At 62.8% G+C, this 16,254-nt stretch carries 13 protein-coding genes and 1 pseudogene; 9 read left to right on the plus strand and 5 right to left on the minus strand.

All coding sequences use genetic code 11. The features are described 5' to 3' along the window. Positions 1-138: gamma-glutamyl-gamma-aminobutyrate hydrolase family protein (locus NDO48_RS28435; RefSeq protein WP_267322846.1), on the minus strand; the 138-nt coding region annotated here is incomplete at its 3' end. A gap of 300 nt (positions 139-438) precedes the next feature. Between NDO48_RS28435 and NDO48_RS28440 the strand changes: the two genes are divergently transcribed. After that, a complete protein-coding gene (locus tag NDO48_RS28440; protein ID WP_018429430.1) occupies positions 439-1,548 on the plus strand; it encodes a TRAP transporter substrate-binding protein in 1,110 nt (369 codons plus the stop codon). A 62-nt stretch (positions 1,549-1,610) separates the two neighbouring features. Here NDO48_RS28440 and NDO48_RS28445 read toward each other — a convergent pair whose 3' ends face one another. From NDO48_RS28445 to NDO48_RS28460, 4 genes are all read right to left on the minus strand, one after another. After that, the gene (locus NDO48_RS28445) at positions 1,611-1,976 is read right to left on the minus strand and encodes a VOC family protein (protein ID WP_018429429.1); all 366 of its coding nucleotides are present in this window, start codon (positions 1,974-1,976) and stop codon (positions 1,611-1,613) included. 378 nt (positions 1,977-2,354) lie between these two features. Further along, entirely contained in the window at positions 2,355-4,076 is a 1,722-nt protein-coding gene (locus NDO48_RS28450; RefSeq protein WP_026227504.1) for a TRAP transporter large permease, read from the minus strand. Beyond that, positions 4,073-4,657 (minus strand): TRAP transporter small permease subunit, encoded by a 585-nt coding sequence (locus NDO48_RS28455; protein ID WP_018429427.1) that lies wholly within the window; start codon positions 4,655-4,657, stop codon positions 4,073-4,075. The genes NDO48_RS28450 and NDO48_RS28455 overlap by 4 nt, the downstream gene beginning before the upstream one ends. 206 nt (positions 4,658-4,863) lie before the next feature. Beyond that, entirely contained in the window at positions 4,864-5,769 is a 906-nt protein-coding gene (locus tag NDO48_RS28460; RefSeq protein WP_018429426.1) for a branched-chain amino acid ABC transporter permease, read from the minus strand. Between the two features lie 94 nt (positions 5,770-5,863). Between NDO48_RS28460 and NDO48_RS28465 the strand changes: the two genes are divergently transcribed. From NDO48_RS28465 to NDO48_RS28500, 8 genes and pseudogenes are all read left to right on the plus strand, one after another. Next, on the plus strand, positions 5,864-6,463 hold the full coding sequence (locus NDO48_RS28465; RefSeq protein ID WP_026227503.1) for a CGNR zinc finger domain-containing protein: 600 nt from the start codon (positions 5,864-5,866) through the stop codon (positions 6,461-6,463). Next, complete coding sequence (locus NDO48_RS28470) at positions 6,456-6,989, plus strand: hypothetical protein (protein ID WP_040456320.1); 534 nt, start codon at positions 6,456-6,458, stop codon at positions 6,987-6,989. The genes NDO48_RS28465 and NDO48_RS28470 overlap by 8 nt, the downstream gene beginning before the upstream one ends. Positions 6,990-7,121: 132 nt before the next feature. Beyond that, positions 7,122-10,598, plus strand: a complete 3,477-nt coding sequence (locus NDO48_RS28475; protein WP_026227502.1) for an indolepyruvate ferredoxin oxidoreductase family protein — start codon at positions 7,122-7,124, stop codon at positions 10,596-10,598. Between the two features lie 228 nt (positions 10,599-10,826). Then, entirely contained in the window at positions 10,827-13,046 is a 2,220-nt protein-coding gene (locus tag NDO48_RS28480; protein ID WP_416377227.1) for a putative bifunctional diguanylate cyclase/phosphodiesterase, read from the plus strand. Between the two features lie 145 nt (positions 13,047-13,191). Beyond that, complete coding sequence (locus NDO48_RS28485) at positions 13,192-13,968, plus strand: N-acyl amino acid synthase FeeM domain-containing protein (protein ID WP_018429421.1); 777 nt, start codon at positions 13,192-13,194, stop codon at positions 13,966-13,968. Between the two features lie 111 nt (positions 13,969-14,079). Next, positions 14,080-15,387: an ABC transporter substrate-binding protein gene (locus tag NDO48_RS28490; RefSeq protein WP_267322845.1), complete on the plus strand. Its 1,308-nt coding sequence runs from the start codon at positions 14,080-14,082 to the stop codon at positions 15,385-15,387. A gap of 195 nt (positions 15,388-15,582) precedes the next feature. Then, positions 15,583-15,831, plus strand: coding sequence for an aa3-type cytochrome c oxidase subunit IV (locus tag NDO48_RS28495; RefSeq protein ID WP_018429419.1), 249 nt, complete (start codon positions 15,583-15,585; stop codon positions 15,829-15,831). Positions 15,832-16,117: 286 nt separating this feature from the next. Next, a pseudogene (locus tag NDO48_RS28500) lies at positions 16,118-16,254 on the plus strand (NAD(P)(+) transhydrogenase (Re/Si-specific) subunit alpha); the annotation flags it as partial.

Raw genomic sequence — 16,254 nt, forward strand, 5'->3', positions numbered from 1 at the left:
GCCGAAGGACGGCACCAGCACAGGCAGCACGCCGGCACCCGAAATTGCCGCCTCCAGATATTGCTGGGGCGCTGCATGCCAAGTGTAGTTCTCGAACTGCTTGACGTCTGTCGACACGGCGACGAGCGGCTGGTGCATGATGGGGCTCAAATCCTCTTGGAAAGCAGGCTGCTTCCTTGCCCACAAAATAGGCGATCCCAAGGCATTTATCCAACACAAGTTTGCATATCTCGCATGTGCTCGGCGCGCGGGATTAGACTATAGTTTTAGATGCTTGCGCCGGGTTCATATTTTCCGCGGTTCGCTCGCAAACGCTCAGTTTCGCGCGCTTTACTCGCTTCCTTCGCCGTGTATTGTCGGCGGCGGCGTCAGTCTTGGGAGGCCGATAATGTCCCCAACGCCGCATATGTTCTTACGGTCCAGCATGGGAGGATTTTGATGGATCGCCGTTCATTTATCAGGAAAGCCGGCACGACTGGCGTCGGAGCGGCAGCAGCCGCTGCGACGCTCGCCGCTCCGGCCATTGCCCAGTCCAATCCGAAAGTGACCTGGCGTCTGGCCTCGTCGTTCCCGAAGTCGCTCGACACGATCTACGGTGGCGCCGAAGTGCTGTCGAAGTACCTGTCGGAAGCGACGGACGGCAACTTCACGATCCAGCCCTTTGCCGCCGGCGAAATCGTTCCCGGACTGCAGGCAGCTGACGCGGCCGCTGCGGGCACCGTCGAAGCCTGCCACACGGTGGCATACTACTACTGGGGCAAGGACCCCACGTGGGCACTGGGTGCGGCCGTGCCGTTCTCGCTCAATGCGCGCGGCATCAATGCCTGGCATTATCACGGCGGCGGTATCGACCTGTTCAACGAGTTCCTCGCGACCCAGGGCCTCTACGGCCTGCCCGGCGGCAACACCGGCGTGCAGATGGGCGGCTGGTTCCGCAAGGAGATCAACACTGTCGAGGATCTCAAGGGCCTCAAGTTCCGCGTCGGCGGCTTTGCCGGCAAGGTGCTGGAGAAGCTCGGCGTCGTGCCGCAGCAGCTCGCCGGTGGCGACATCTATCCGGCGCTCGAAAAGGGCACGATCGATGCTGCCGAGTGGGTCGGTCCCTATGACGACGAGAAGCTCGGCTTCCACAAGGTCGCGCCCTACTACTACTATCCCGGCTGGTGGGAAGGTGGCCCGACTGTTCATTTCATGTTCAACAAGGCCAAGGTCGAGGAACTCAGCCCGGCATACAAGTCGCTGCTGCGCACGGCTGCCCAGGCGGCAGACGCCAACATGCTGCAGAAGTACGACCACCTGAACCCGACCGCGATCAAGAGCCTGGTTGCCAACGGCGCGCAGCTGCGTCCGTTCAGCCCGGAAATCCTCTCGGCCTGCTTCGAAGCGGCCAACGGCGTCTACGCCGAAATGGAAGCTTCGAATGCCGGCTTCAAGAAGGTCTGGGACTCGATCAAGGCGTTCCGCAAGGACCACTATCTGTGGGCCCAGATCGCCGAGTACAACTACGACACCTTCATGATGATCCAGCAGCGCAACGGCAAGCTCTAAGCTCGCCGCCACGCCTTGCATCGGAAAGCCCGGGGCTCGCGCCTCGGGCTTTCTCTTTGGGGTCAGGACGAGGCGACTTCGACCAGAACGCCGCCGGGGGCGTTGCAGTAGAAGGTTGTCGACCTTGTGCCGCCGCGGGTCAGTTCCTGGATCTCGCCCGGGGCGAAGCCGGCTGCAGCCAGCTCGGCCTGCTTGACGCGGACAAGCTCCGGACTTTCGACGAAGAAGCCGACATGGAAACCTGCGGGGTAGGGGCCGTCGCTGGTCCCGGGCTTCATCAGGTTGAGCGCGAAGCCGTCGCTGCCGGTCAGGACGGCAAAGGCATCCCGGCCGCGTATGGCGTCGAGCCGGAAGCCGAAATGATCGGCGAAGAATCCGGCGAGGGCCGCCACATCGGACGTGGCGAGGTTGGCGTGGTTGAGTTTCATTGAAGTCTCCTGTTCGGGTTGAATGCGGACAGGATGTGCCGTGCGACCGGAGATCGTGCGCCCCCGAAACAGGGATTGCCATAGACCCGCCGGCCACGCGGCAAATGCCATCGCGGTCCGGCCGTGGGTCCTCCCGCAAGGCGGTGGGCAGGCTTCCCCTGGAGGGAAGTGACCGGACTTACCGAACCGGCCATGTCTTTTTCGGCGAAGGCTGGATAGCAGCATTCCGAAGTTCTGGCAAAGGCGACATCGGGCGGGTGGCTTATGCCTCCCATGTCCATTCGGCCTTTGAGCCGAGGTTAAACACAGGCTGCCATGGCCGGCACTCATCTCCGAGCAAAGAAAAGGCGCCTTTCGGCGCCCTTTTTGCTTTGCGGATCAGTTGAAGCTCGGCGGCTTCGTGAGATCGTTGGCGGGCGCCGGCTGCGCGGGCGCGGTGCCGCCGGCAGGTGCGCCGAGCGGGGGCAGGCCGAGACCGCCACCGAGCCCGGGCATGTCGGGCATCTTGATCTCGATGGTGCTCGGATCGACCACCTTGCCCTTGTAGTGCATCACCATCTGCGGGAAGGCGATGGTCAGGCCGATCATGATGATCTGGATGCAGACGAAGGGCACGGCTCCCCAGTAGATCTGGCCCGTCGTCACCGGCTGGATGTTCTTGCCGGTGATGCGATCGAGATAGGGCACGCGGGCCGCGACCGAGCGCAGATAGAACAGCGCGAAGCCGAAGGGCGGATGCATGAAGCTGGTCTGCATGTTGACGCCCAAGAGCACGCCGAACCAGATCAGGTCGATGCCGAGCTTGTCGGCTGCGGGCGCCAGCAGCGGCACGATGATGAAGGCGAGCTCGAAGAAATCGAGGAAGAACGCCAGCAGGAAGACAAGGATGTTCACTGCGATCAGGAAGCCGATCTCGCCGCCAGGCAACGACACCAGGAGGTGCTCGACCCAGAGGTGGCCGTTGACGCCATAGAACGTCAGCGAGAAGACGCGGGCGCCGATCAGGATGAAGATGACGAAAGACGACAGGCGCGTGGTCGAGGCCAGCGCCTGCTTGATGACGTCGAGGTTGAGCCTGCCCTTGGCGGCGGCCATGACCAACGCGCCGACCGAACCCATGGCGCCGCCTTCCGTCGGCGTGGCGATGCCGAGGAAGATGGTGCCGAGCACCAGGAATATCAGGGCCAGCGGCGGGATCAGCACGATGATGACCTGCTGGGCCAGCCGCGACATCATGTTGAACTTCAGGCCGCGGTCGGCGATGGCGACGACGTAAATGAAGATGATGCCGACGCAGGCGCCGAGGATGTCGGCGTTGGCGCCGTGGGTGGGCGATAGGTAGACATGCGCCGCGTAGGCGATGACAGCGGCCACCGCGAGCGCTACGAACAGAGAGGTCACGCCATGGCCGAGCGTGCGGGCTTCCAGTGGAAGCGCTGGCATCGATTTCGGCCGGATGATCGACATCAGCAGGATGTAGCCCATATAGAGGCCGGTGAGCACGAGGCCGGGGATCAGCGCGCCCTTGTACATGTCGCCGACCGAACGGCCGAGCTGGTCGGCCAGCACGATGAGCACGAGTGAGGGCGGGATGATCTGGGCGAGCGTGCCGGACGCCGCGATGACGCCCGATGCAAGCCTGCGGTCATAGCCGTAGCGCAGCATGATCGGCAGCGAGATCAGGCCCATGGCGATGACCGATGCTGCGACCACGCCCGTGGTGGCTGCCAGAAGCGCTCCGACGAAGATGACGGCATAGGCAAGACCGCCGCGGATCGGGCCGAACAGCTGGCCGATGGTGTCGAGCAGGTCCTCGGCCATGCCGGAGCGTTCGAGCACGATGCCCATGAATGTGAAGAACGGGATCGCCAGCAGCGTCTCGTTCGCCATCACCCCCCAGAAACGTTCGGGCAAGGCATAGAGCAATGGCCAGGAAAGATTGATCGAGCCGCCCGACAGCGGGGCGAGTTCGACGCCGATGAGGAAGAACAGCAGGCCGTTGGCGGCCAGCGAAAAGGCAACGGGATAGCCGATCAGCAGAAAGATGATCAGCGAGAGGAACATGATCGGCGCCATGTTCTGGGCGATGAACTCCATCATGAGCGCACCTCGTCGGCCAGGGCCTTGCCTTCGAGTTCGGCGGCCTCATGGGCCGAAACGAAAGGATTGGGGTCCTCCAGGTCGCCGCGCATGATTGCAATCTTCTTGATGATCTCGGACACGCCCTGGAAGAATAGCTGGATGAAGCCCACCAGCAGCAGCGCCTTGGCCGGCCACAGGATCAGGCCGCCGGCGCTGGACGACATTTCGCCCGAGCGGAACGACAGGCTGACATAGGGGACGAAGTAGAAGATCATCAGGATGACGAAGGGCATCAGGAACAGCAGGTGCCCGAGCAGGTCGATCCAGTGCTGCACCCGGCGCGAGAACATGCCGTAAACGATGTCGATGCGGATGTGCTCGTTCTGCTTCAGCGTGTAGGCGGCGGCCAGCATGAAGGCGGCGCCGAACAGGTACCACTGCAGTTCCAGCCAAGCGTTGGAAGACATGTTGAAGGTCTTGCGAACGATCGCATTGCCGGCGCTGACCAGGATGGCGACCAGGATCGCCCAGGAAATGGTTTTGCCGATTATCTCATTTATGCGGTCAATAAGTCTGGATAGAGCCAGCAGCCCTGCCATGCATTCCTCCCTTATTTAGCGGGGCGGCGTTGGCTCCCCGTTGTGGTTTTTTGAGCATGCCCCTTGGTGTTCATGGGTATGCTGCCCGTGGGTGCCGCGTCAACATAACGGGCTTGTGTCGTCAACCGCGACAAAGGCCGCAAAACCGGGGAAAAGGTGGGCTAACCGGAGGGTATTCGACCAAAGTCGAAGCTGTTTTCCATGCCTCAGGCGGAGGCCGGGGCGTCGCGTCGGTCGGCGGTCAGGACCAGCATGGCGGCGAGCAGGCCATACATCCAGGCGTCGCGCCATTCGATCGGGAAGTAGCCGGCCCAGAGTGATTCAGCGATACCGAAGAAAGCCGCGCCGATCGCTGCCCTTGACGGTGCGTAGTAGCTGCCGACAGCTGTGATAAACAGGATCTTCAGGCCGTAGACCAGCCCGGCGCCGAAACCGAGATTGCCGTAATAGAGCGCGGCAAGCACGCCTGCGATGGCTGCACACAGGCCGCCCAACAGAAGCGCGCGATGGAAGACACGACTGACGTCGAGGCCGCAGAGTTCGGCGGCGAACGGATCGTCGGACACGGCCCGCCAATACCGGCCGAAGCGCGAGCGCGACAGATAGATCGCGCCTGCGACGATGAGGCCCGAGGCAATCGCCACATTGATCAGCTGGATGAAGGTCAGCGTCGCCACGAAGGTGCTGCCGCCGGCGAAAACGACAGGCGTTGCCAGTATCGGCGGCAGCCAGAAATCATGGGTGTCGGCCGAGATGCGGCTCAGTTCCATCAGCACGATGAGCACACCGAGCGTGGCGGCGACGATGGAGTTGGGCGATTGGCTGGCCAGCGGCAGGAAGACGGAGCGCGAAAGGAAGCGGCTAAGCAGTGCCGCATAAGCGAGCGCAATCGCGATGCCGAAGGCAATTGTCGCCGGCAATGTCAGCCACAACACCTGATAGCCGTAGACGGCAGCCAGGATCATGGTCTGGCCGCAGAAGGCGAAGAGGCCGCCATAGGCGAGATTGGTCCGCTTGAGCAGCCCGTTGCCCAGCGCATAGCCAAAGGCGAGCAGGCCATAGATGGCCGCCGAATGCACGCCGTTGAGGATCTGTTGCAGGAAGTAGAGCATGCACGTTCCGGCGCGGCGGGATCATCCCCCGCCTCGTGAAATTGCGCTTATGAATCTAACTTGTCAAATTGAGTTTACCAGTTAGATTTGAGCCATGACGGTTTCGTGGACACCTCATCGTTTCTCAGGTGGCGTGCTGGCGCTTGATACGGCCAACACGGTCGTGTTGCGCGGCGATGCCGAGCGCAGTTTCGATCGCTTCGCCGACACGGCCGAGATCCGTCGCTTCGCAGCCGCCGCCAACGAGTTCCGCGCCGACGAGCTGCGGGGCAGGGCACTTGCCGCCGATGATCCGCAGGCGATTGCCGGAAAGGTGATCGCCATTCGCGAGGCGACGGACCGCCTGTTCCGCCGGGCTGCTGCCGACGGAGAGCTGGCAGCTGCGGAGCTGCCAGCGTTTCTCGATGCCTGTGCCCGGGGGCTCGCCGGCTCGGAAGAAACGTTCGCGCCAGGGGCGCCGTTCGGCCGCTCACCGGGGCCGCTCGCCTTCGAGGCCGGGCTCGCGGTCTCGGCGTTGTCGTTGATGTCGGCCGAAAATCTCGCCCGGCTGCGCATCTGCCCGAACTGCCGCTGGCTGTTCATCGACCGCAGCCGCAACGGCAGCCGCATGTGGTGCGACATGGCCGTGTGCGGCAACCGGCAGAAGGCCAGGCGCCACTACAACAGACGCAAGGAGGAGGTGCTCAATGCGTGACCGGACACTCTTGCGCCTTGCCCTGGGATGCGCCGCCCTCGCATTCGTGGCGCTCGCCGGCTGTCGCGAAAGCGGTGGGGAAGGTGAGTTCTTCGAGCTGTCCGGCCGGCTGTTCGTCTTCAACTACCGGGTCGCAACCGTGCGCTACATGGTGACGCTGAAGCCGCTGAGGCCGGTCGGCAACGACGAGGTGGCGGTAGCGAGTTTCGAGAACCCGGCCGGCGGTGAGGCGATCGTCGTGCGCCAGAAGATCTGGCCGATGAACGACAAGGTGACCATCGAAAGCCCGCCGCTGGAATGCCTCGTCAAGGACCGGCCCTACAAGGTGTCGATCGTGATCGAGGACGCCGAGGGCAAGAAAAAACAATCGATCGAAACCACCATGGCCTCGACGCAGGACCAGTCTGACCTGCCCGACAAGCCGCTCGCCGTCGGGCCGTTCTACGACCCCAATCCCGAGCTCAAGGGCCATCCCGACGGGCGGCTGCCGCAAGGGCGCGGCGTCACCTGTCCGCCCGCCGCCTGAGGCCATAGTCGTATCAGAACCGGTGCACGGAATTGGTTTGACGCGACAGGCGCGCCCGGAAAAGCTATTCCTGAGCTACCCATGGTCAGCCACTGCACCGAATCGAGCGCGGCTGGGGCACAGGAAATGCGCATGACCCTTCACGACGTGGCTCTCGACGACAAGTTCGATCTTGGCAAGGAGCGTGTCTTTCTCTCCGGTGCCCAGGCCGTTGTGCGCATGCTCTTGATGCAGCGCGAGCGCGACCGTCTTGCCGGCCTCGACACTGCGGGCTTCGTCTCGGGCTATCGCGGCTCGCCGCTCGGCGGGCTCGACATGCAATTGTGGAAGGCCAAGTCCCAGCTCGCCCAGTCCAACGTTGTCTTCCAGCCCGGCCTCAACGAGGAGCTGGCCGCGACGGCCTGCTGGGGTTCGCAGCAGGCAGAACTGCTCGGCGAAGGCAAGCACGACGGCGTCTTCTCGGTCTGGTACGGCAAGGGCCCCGGCGTCGACCGCTCGGGCGACGTGTTCCGTCATGCCAATCTCGCCGGCTCGTCGAAGCACGGTGGCGTTTTGGCGCTGATGGGCGACGACCACATGGCCGAGTCCTCGACCAATGCGCATGCGACCGAGTTCCTGTTTGTCGACACGATGATCCCGATCCTCAACCCGGGTGGGGTGCAGGAGCTGATCGACTACGGCCTCTACGGCTTTGCCCTGTCGCGCTTCGCCGGCACCTGGACTGCAATCAAATGCGTCAAGGACAACATCGAATCCACGGCTTCCGTCGATGCATCGCTCGAACGGCTGAACATTGTCCTGCCCGAGTTCGACATGCCGCCGGGCGGGCTCAACATCCGCAACGAGCTCGACCAGCTCGGCCAGGAAGCGCGGCTGCACGAATACAAGCGTGCGGCAGCAGCGGCCTTCATCCGTGTCAACAACATCAACCGCATCGTCTATTCCGGCGGCCGCAAGGCCAGGCTCGGCATCATCACCACAGGCAAGAGTTTCCTGGATGTTCGCCAGGCGCTCGACGATCTCGGCATCGACGAAAAGAAGGCAGGCCAGCTCGGCATCCGGCTTTTCAAGGTCGGCTGTTCGTGGCCGCTCGACCTCGAGCACATCAAGGATTTCGCCAGCGGCCTCGAGACGATCATCGTCGTCGAGGAAAAACGCTCGCTCATCGAAACCCAGGTGCGCGAGGTGCTCTACGGCACCTCGATGCAGCCCAAGGTCGTCGGCAAGAAGGACGAACGCGGCGAGTGGCTGTTCCCGGCCAAGGGTGCGCTCGACCCCAACGATATCGCGATTGCCATCGGCGAGCGCGTTCTCAAGACCATCGGTCCGTCGGAGGAGATCGCCGGCCGCGTCGGTCGGCTGCGGCAATACCAGGCCATGCTGGCCGACACCAAGGACATCGCCGGGCGCACGCCGTTCTTCTGCTCCGGCTGCCCGCACAACACCTCGACCAAGGTGCCGGACGGGTCGATCGCCGGAGCCGGCATTGGCTGTCACTTCATGTCGCTATGGATGGACCGCAACACCGTCGGTTTCACCGCCATGGGCGGGGAGGGCGCGCAATGGATAGGGCAGGCGCCGTTCTCCAAGCGCAAGCACCTGTTCCAGAATTTGGGCGACGGCACCTACAATCACTCGGGCACGCTGGCGATCCGCTTCGCGCTCGCCTCGAAGGCCAACATTACCTACAAGATCCTCTACAACGACGCTGTCGCCATGACCGGCGGCCAGCCGCATGAAGGCAGCCTGACCGTCGACATGATCGCCCGCCAGATCCGGGCCGAGGGCGTCGAGCGCATCGCCGTCGTCACCGACGAGCCGGACAAATATGGCAGCCGTGCACAATTCCCCGCGGATACCAGTTTCCATCATCGCGACGACCTCGACTTCGTGCAGCGCGAGCTGCGCGACATCGATGGCGTTACCGTGCTGCTTTATGACCAGACCTGCGCTGCCGAAAAGCGGCGTCGGCGCAAGCGCGGCACCTTCCCCGATCCCGACAAGCGCGTCTTCATCAACGAGCTGGTGTGCGAGGGCTGCGGCGACTGCGGGGTGAAATCCAACTGCGTCTCGATCCAGCCTGTCGAGACCGAGTTCGGCCGCAAGCGCAAGATCGACCAGTCGAGCTGCAACAAGGATTTCTCCTGCCTCGGCGGCTTCTGCCCGTCCTTCGTGACGGTGCATGGCGCCAAGATCCGCAAGGCCGACGGTGTTGCCGGCGCCAGTGATCCGCTGCAGGGCGTGGCCGAGCCAAAGCCGTTTGCGATCGACCGCAATGGCTGGGCAGCGATCATCGACGGTGTTGGTGGCACCGGCGTCGTCACCGTGGGCGCCATCCTCGGCATGGCGGCGCATCTCGAAGGCAAGGGCTGCGGCATGATCGACATGGCCGGCCTCGCCCAGAAGGGCGGCTCGGTGTTCAGCCATGTCCGCATTGCGCCGACGCCCGCCGACATCAACGCCATCCGCGTCTCGGCCGGCAAGGCCGACCTGATCCTGGGCTGCGACCTTGTGGTGTCAGGCGCCAAGAAGGTGCTGGCTGCCGTACGCGAGAACCATACGATCTTCGTCTCCAACACATCGGAGGTGATGCCCGGCGAGTTCACACGCTCGGCCGATTTCACCTTGCCGACCGAACGCCTGAAGAAGGCGATCCGGGCCGCTGCAGGCGAGGCGAACGTGCATTTCTTCGACGCCTCACGTGCAGCAACCGCCCTGTTCGGCAATTCGCTCGGCGCCAACATGTTCCTGCTTGGGCTTGCCTTCCAGCGTGGCGGCCTGCCCCTGTCCGGAGACGCGATCGAGCGGGCGATCGAACTCAACGGCGAAGCGGTGGCGATGAACATTTCGGCGTTCCGCTGGGGCCGTCGTGCCGGCCACGAGCCCGACTTCGTGCGCGCCATGGTGGAGAGTTCAAGCCGCGGCGACGAGCAACCCGTTGCGCAGACACTGGACGAGATCGTCGCCAGGCGCGCCGAGTTCCTTGCCGCCTACCAGAACGCTGCCTATGCGGATCGCTACAGGTCACGGATCGCAGCCATCCGCGCAGCCGAAGACAAGGCCAAGCCGGGGTCGACCGATGTCGCCGAGGCCGCCGCGCGCAGCCTGTTCAAGCTGATGGCGATCAAGGACGAATACGAGGTGGCGCGGCTCTATACCGACGGGTCGTTCCAGCGCGAGCTGGCGAAGCAGTTCCAGGGCTACGATCGGCTGGAGTTCCATCTGGCGCCGCCGATCCTCGGCAAGAAGGGCGCCGACGGAAGCCCGCGCAAGTCGAGCTTCGGGCCTTGGATGATGAAGGGGTTCAAGCTCCTGGCCGCGATGAAGAGGCTGCGCGGCGGTCGTCTCGACGTCTTCGGCTATACGGCGGAGCGGCGCATGGAGCGCGGCCTTCTGGCGAGCTTCGAGCGCGATCTCGACCTTGTCGTGGAGGCGCTGACGCCCGAGAACATCGAGGCCGCTACCGCCCTTGTTTCGGTGCCGCAGCTGATCCGTGGTTATGGTCACGTCAAGCATGCGAGCGTCGAAAAGGCGGCAGGTGAAAGGCAAAGGCTGCTCGAACGCCTGGGGCCCGATGTTCAGCCTGCGGTTCTGCAAGCCGCCGAATAGCGATACGAAATTTTTACCTGAAACTAAATTAGCGGTTGTGTCGCGCACAACTGCGCTCATCCGGGCGGCTAGGCCTTTGTTTCTAAGCCTTTCTTAAGGCGGATGTGGCAGTCCTTGGCCACCCAGTGGGCCTAGGACGTGCGCAGAAGAAACAACGAGATCCCAGTCGACGTCTACATACCTTTCGTGGAGACGCTGTTCCGCGATGGTTCGACGCTTGCTGTGGGCATGGTCGCCCAGACCTTCCTGATGGTCGTCGTCTGGTGGAAGACCGGACATCCGCTCTATCTGGTCATCGCGTTGCTGATGGTGCTTGTCGGCACGCTGCGCCTGCGCAACTTCCGCAAGTACAACAGCCTGCCGTCGCCGACGACATGGGAAGAGGCGCACCAGCGCGAGAACGACTATATTCTCTATGGCACGGCGCACGGCCTGGCACTTGGTGCCTTCTGTCTCGCCGGCATCTATTTTGCCCATGACACCTTCGCCGAGATAGCGGCCGTCTGCGTGACGCTTGCGACCGCGACATCGATCGCCGGCCGCAATTACGGCTCGCCGCGGATGGTGCTGATCCTCATCATCGCGCTGACATGGCCGATCTCGCTGGGCTTCCTGCTGCGCGGCGATTTTTACCACGTCTTCCTCGGCCTGCTGTCGGCGCCCTTCCTCTACGCCATCCGCAAGTTCGCCGACACGGTGCGCGAAGTGCTGTTCACGGCGATCTCGGAAGAGAAGAAGGCCAATCACCTGGCGCAGCGTTTCAACCGGGCGCTCAACACCATGTCGCACGGCCTGGTCATGCTCGGGCCGGACGGACGGGTGGCGGTCGCCAATGCCGAGGCCGCGCAGTTGATGTCGGTCAGGTCGCCGGAGGCGATGCTCGGGCGCTCGATCCATGGCCTGCTGATGCGTGGCGTCGCTGGCGGCCTTCTGGCGCTCAAGGATTGCCGCTACATCGAAACACAGCTCACCAGGGCGTTGCGCGAAGGCAAGGACCGCAAGGTCCTTGTTTCGCTGTCCAACGGCCAGTACCTCGAATTCTCGGCGCGCGAAGGCAGCCAGGAACTGGGCGTTATCACCTTCGAGGATGTCACGGCGCGTGTTGCCGCCGAAGAAAAGATCCTGTTCATGGCGCGCTACGACAGCCTCACCGCGCTGCCCAATCGTGCCTATTTCCACGAGGTCGTCGACGAGGCGCTGCGCACTGGCGACCGCGAACGGCTGTGCGCGCTCGCCGTGCTCGACCTCGACGACTTCAAGAGCGTCAATGACACGCTCGGCCATCCCGTCGGCGACGGCCTGATCTATGCGGTCGCCGAACGACTGGCGGTTTTCGCCAGCGACACCGTCAAGGTCAGTCGCTTCGGCGGCGACGAGTTCATGATCTATTTCGACAAGATCGACGGCGAAGAGCACCTCAGGGCGATGCTCGACGGCATCTTCGTGGCCCTCCAGGGCGAGGTCGACGTCGCCGGCCACTCGCTGCGCATCCAGGCGAGCGGTGGTGCCGTGCTTGCTCAGGTCCGCGATTCCGAAGTCGATGCAATGATCGTCAGGGCGGACCTGGCGCTCTACAAGGCCAAGGAACTGGGCAAGAACAACTGGTACCTGTTCGAGGCGGTCATGGATGCCGCCTTCCGCAGCAGGCAGGTCATGAAGGCAGACCTGCGCAGCGCCATCGAGGCAAGCGCATTGCGTGTCGTCTACCAGCCGATCGTGTCGATGAACACGATGCGCATCGTCAGTTGCGAAGCGCTGTGCCGCTGGGACCACCCTGAACTTGGTCCGGTCTCGCCAGCCATATTCATTCCGCTGGCCGAGGAGATGGGCATCGTCTCGGAGATCAGCACCTTCGTGCTGCACGCTGCCTGCGCCGAATGCGCCAAGTGGCCGGACCCCATCTGCGTTTCGGTCAACCTGTCGGCCAAGGATTTCCGCAGCCGCGAGGTGATCGAGAAGGTGAAGGCCGCGCTCGCCGCTGCCGAACTGGCGCCGAATCGCCTGGAGATCGAGGTCACCGAAACAGCTCTTCTCGACGACAAGTCGCAGACACGCGCCTATGTCGAGGAGTTGAAATCGCTCGGTGTCCGCATCGCGCTCGACGATTTCGGCACCGGCTATTCCAGCCTGAGCTACCTGCACAAGTTGCCGCTCGATAAGGTCAAGATCGATCGCAGCTTCTTGGCCGACGTGGCTCAAAGCCCCCGTTCGCTCGATCTGCTCAAGGGCATCGTCGATCTCTCCAAGTCGCTTGGCCTGTCGGTGACGGTGGAAGGGGTGGAGACCTTCGAGCAGCTGAAGATCCTTGCAATCACGGTTCAGCCGGACCTTGTCCAGGGCTTCCTGTTCGGTTCGGCGCTGTCGTCGTCGGGCATCGAAACGATGTCGAACACGACCTGGCCGTTCGCTCAGGACATCAGCCTCGCCCGACTCGCTGCTCGCCGTTAGCTGCAACCAGGGATTTTGGGAACATACTTAATTTTCAATTAATTATTAACCTTAACGAAAGGTAAACAGGAGCCTTCCGTTTTTCAACTTTACATCCCTTGGCCCTCCGTTACCCTTCACCGCGGGCGGAAGTACGGGGAAAGTCATGACCATCCATCAAACGTCGAGCGGCGACGCCGACGCGAACAATAGACCTGTGGCCGACCTCGGCTCGTCCTTTTCGAAACATGTGTTCGACCTGCTCGATCGCACGGAGTACCGGCGATGCGACAAAGGTGAGGACCTCGAGGAGATCTACAGGCTCAGGTACAAGTCCTATCGCTCCAACGATATGGTGCCTGACAACGAAAACCACACGATCAGCGACGAACTGGACGACGCGCCCAACGCCTACAGGTTCGGTGTTTATGTGGACCAACAGCTGGTCAGCACCCTGCGCATCCATCACGTCACGCTGGCCACGCCGTTCTCACCCTCGACCAAGGCCTTTGGCGACATCGTCACGCCTATGCTGGGCGAGGGGCTCACTTTCGTCTGTCCAAGCCGGTTCGCATCCGACCCGGAATGGTCGCGCGTCTATCCGCAAATCCCCTACATCACGCTGCGGCTGGCCGGCATGGCATGCTTTCATTTCAAGGCGCCATACTGCCTGTCGACGATCCGCGAGGATCACGCGGGCTTCTACAAGCGCATCTACTATTCCGAACGCATTGGCGAGGCGCGGCCCTATCCGGGCGTGTTCAACAAGGTCGTGCTCTACCGTGCCGACGTGAATGCCATCCGCGAGCGTTCCTTCCAGCGCTTCCCCTTCTTCAAGTCGACGCCGATGGAACAGAGGATGATGTTCGGCAAGCCGCCTAAGGGCGAGCTTGCCCCCCTTACCATTCTGCCCACGGCGCGATATTACCGCGAAGCCGCCTGAGGCTTCGCCCGACGCGGTGTCTATGCTGCCTCTTGCGCGGAGACCTGCGTGAGGGGCCGCGTGACGTTTGACCGATGCTGCCCGGACTGCCGCTTGTGGAGAAGGCAACAGATGAACGCGAGTGCGATCAGGCGTAGCGTTGCGGCGGCCCTGCTTTCGGGCATCGTCCTTGCCAACCCGGCCCGGGCCGAGGATACGATCGACATCGCCAGCATGACCTTCCGCACAGGGCCTTATGCTGCGACCGGCACGCCGCTCGCCAATGGCCAGCGCGACTACATGCTGATGCTCAACGAGCGCGACGGCGGCATCAACGGCATCAGGCTGAACTACAGCGAATGCGAGACGGGCGCCGGCGTCGACAAGGGCGTCGAATGTTATGACAAGACGTCGGCCAGCCTCGTCGTCCAGCCCGGGGCGAGTGCTGTTGCGCTTGAGGTCCTGCCCAAGGCGGCGGCCGACAAACGCCCGCTGCTGGTGCCCGGCTACGGCTTTTCGGCCATGTCGGCCGGCAAGGTGTTTCCGTGGGCGTTCAATCCGCCGGTGACCTATTGGGACGGGGCCTCGATGATGCTCAAGAGCATCGCCAACGGCGATCTCGACAGCCTGCGGGGCAAGAAGATCGTGCTCCTTCATCTGGAAGGGGCCTATGGCCAGGAGCCGGAGCAGCTTCTGCAGGAGTATGCCGACACCTTCGGCTTCACGCTCCTGCCGATCCTCGTCGGGGTCAAGGAAATGCAGCATCAGGCCGAGCAGTGGCAGCGCATCAAGACCGAGCAACCCGACTTCGTGCTGCTTTGGGGCTGGGGCGCGATGAATGCCGGCGCACTTTCGGAAGCCGCCAAGACCGGATTCCCCATGGACAAGCTCGTCGGCATCTGGTGGTCGGGCAGCGACGCCGATCTCAAGGCCGCGGGCGAGGAGGCCAAGGGCTATCGCCTGCTGTCGTGGAACCAGCCGGCGCCAGAGGCACAGGCGGTGCAGGACATCAGGAAATATGTCGTTGCCGCCGACAAGTCCCCGACCGCTCCCGATGAGGTCGACGGGCTGCTCTACCAGCGTGGCGTGCTGATCTCGATGTTTTCGGTCGAGGCTGTGAAGGCGGCGCAGGAGCATTTCGACACGCGCCTCGTCAATGCCGAGCAGGTTCGCTGGGGGTTCGAAAACCTCAAGCTCGACGACGATGCCCTGGCCTTGGTGGGGGTAGACGGCATGATCGCGCCATTTGCCACCTCCTGCGCCGACCATTCGGGGCGCGGCAGCGCCTGGATGCTCCAATGGAATGGCGCGCGTTTTGTCAGGGCGTCGGATGCCCTCAGCGCCGACCCCGAGATGATCTCGCCGCTGGTCGATGCCGAGGCCGCCAACTATGCCCAGGCGCACGCGCCCTGGCCGGCCAACGACGACTGCAAGATGTGATGTGGCCTGGCCGCTCCGCTATCGTGTGATCGTGAAATGCGATAGCCGACTTTCGTCCACAGGCGGAAAGAGGCTCCTGCCGATTGCATGGCTTTGAATTGATTATCTTGTCGCAGTCCGTGGGCAATCTTCCCATTGCCCTGCCGGCTGCATTTCGCTATGTGCCCTTGAACCTTGCTTTCCGGAGGGACTCTCATGGCTGACAATTCGCCGACCGGCCCGGTCGAACTCGGTGCCCAGATGGACTATTCCGAGCACGAAGGCACTTACAAACTTTTCATCAAGCTCGCCAAATACGGCACGCTGTTTTGCGTGGCGTTGATGATTTCCATGGCGTTTGGTTTCTTTGTACCTGCTGGCTTCTTTGCGTCGCTCGTACTGTTCCTTCTCCTCCTCGCTGTGGGTGGCTACCTGCTCCGCGATCTCCCGGCTCATATCAGCTGATATCGCCTCGCGTGGCCGCAATTCATCGCGGCTGTAATGGTTCCATCCTGGGGGAGTTGGAACCGGTGCTTTTGCTTCGGATGTAGTCAACGCGGACGAAGCGCGCGTAATGGCACTGCCGGTAACCCCTGGCCGTGCCTTGTTCTGACATGATCAAGCGTACGGATGCGGCGGCGGTTTTGTTTTCCGTCGATATCCAAAATACTTTTCGTTGGTAGGGGGCCGACGCACCGTTTCGCGTTCGCTGCCTTACGTTGGGTAAGGTTCCAGCCGAAAGGACGTTACGGTGGGCCAGACAATATTCATACCAAGAGAGATTGATCCGATTGAGGGTCGTGTTGGCGGGTCGCCGGAGACGGTGAAACGCCTGGCGGCACTTGGCTTCGATGTGATTGTCGAGGCTGGGGCAGGGACCTTGTCGCG

It is taken from the genome of Aminobacter sp. MET-1 (assembly GCF_026521175.1).
Classification (GTDB): domain Bacteria; phylum Pseudomonadota; class Alphaproteobacteria; order Rhizobiales; family Rhizobiaceae; genus Aminobacter.

Coding starts and splice junctions, on each gene's coding strand:
- NDO48_RS28490 (WP_267322845.1), top strand. CDS start 14,080: ATGAACGCGAGTGCGATCAGGCGTAGCGTTGCGGCGGCCCTGCTTTCG.
- NDO48_RS28460 (WP_018429426.1), bottom strand. CDS start 5,769: ATGCTCTACTTCCTGCAACAGATCCTCAACGGCGTGCATTCGGCGGCC.
- NDO48_RS28455 (WP_018429427.1), bottom strand. CDS start 4,657: ATGGCAGGGCTGCTGGCTCTATCCAGACTTATTGACCGCATAAATGAG.
- NDO48_RS28475 (WP_026227502.1), top strand. CDS start 7,122: ATGACCCTTCACGACGTGGCTCTCGACGACAAGTTCGATCTTGGCAAG.
- NDO48_RS28445 (WP_018429429.1), bottom strand. CDS start 1,976: ATGAAACTCAACCACGCCAACCTCGCCACGTCCGATGTGGCGGCCCTC.
- NDO48_RS28465 (WP_026227503.1), top strand. CDS start 5,864: ATGACGGTTTCGTGGACACCTCATCGTTTCTCAGGTGGCGTGCTGGCG.
- NDO48_RS28450 (WP_026227504.1), bottom strand. CDS start 4,076: ATGATGGAGTTCATCGCCCAGAACATGGCGCCGATCATGTTCCTCTCG.
- NDO48_RS28480 (WP_416377227.1), top strand. CDS start 10,827: ATGGTCGCCCAGACCTTCCTGATGGTCGTCGTCTGGTGGAAGACCGGA.
- NDO48_RS28440 (WP_018429430.1), top strand. CDS start 439: ATGGATCGCCGTTCATTTATCAGGAAAGCCGGCACGACTGGCGTCGGA.
- NDO48_RS28485 (WP_018429421.1), top strand. CDS start 13,192: ATGACCATCCATCAAACGTCGAGCGGCGACGCCGACGCGAACAATAGA.
- NDO48_RS28470 (WP_040456320.1), top strand. CDS start 6,456: ATGCGTGACCGGACACTCTTGCGCCTTGCCCTGGGATGCGCCGCCCTC.
- NDO48_RS28495 (WP_018429419.1), top strand. CDS start 15,583: ATGGCTGACAATTCGCCGACCGGCCCGGTCGAACTCGGTGCCCAGATG.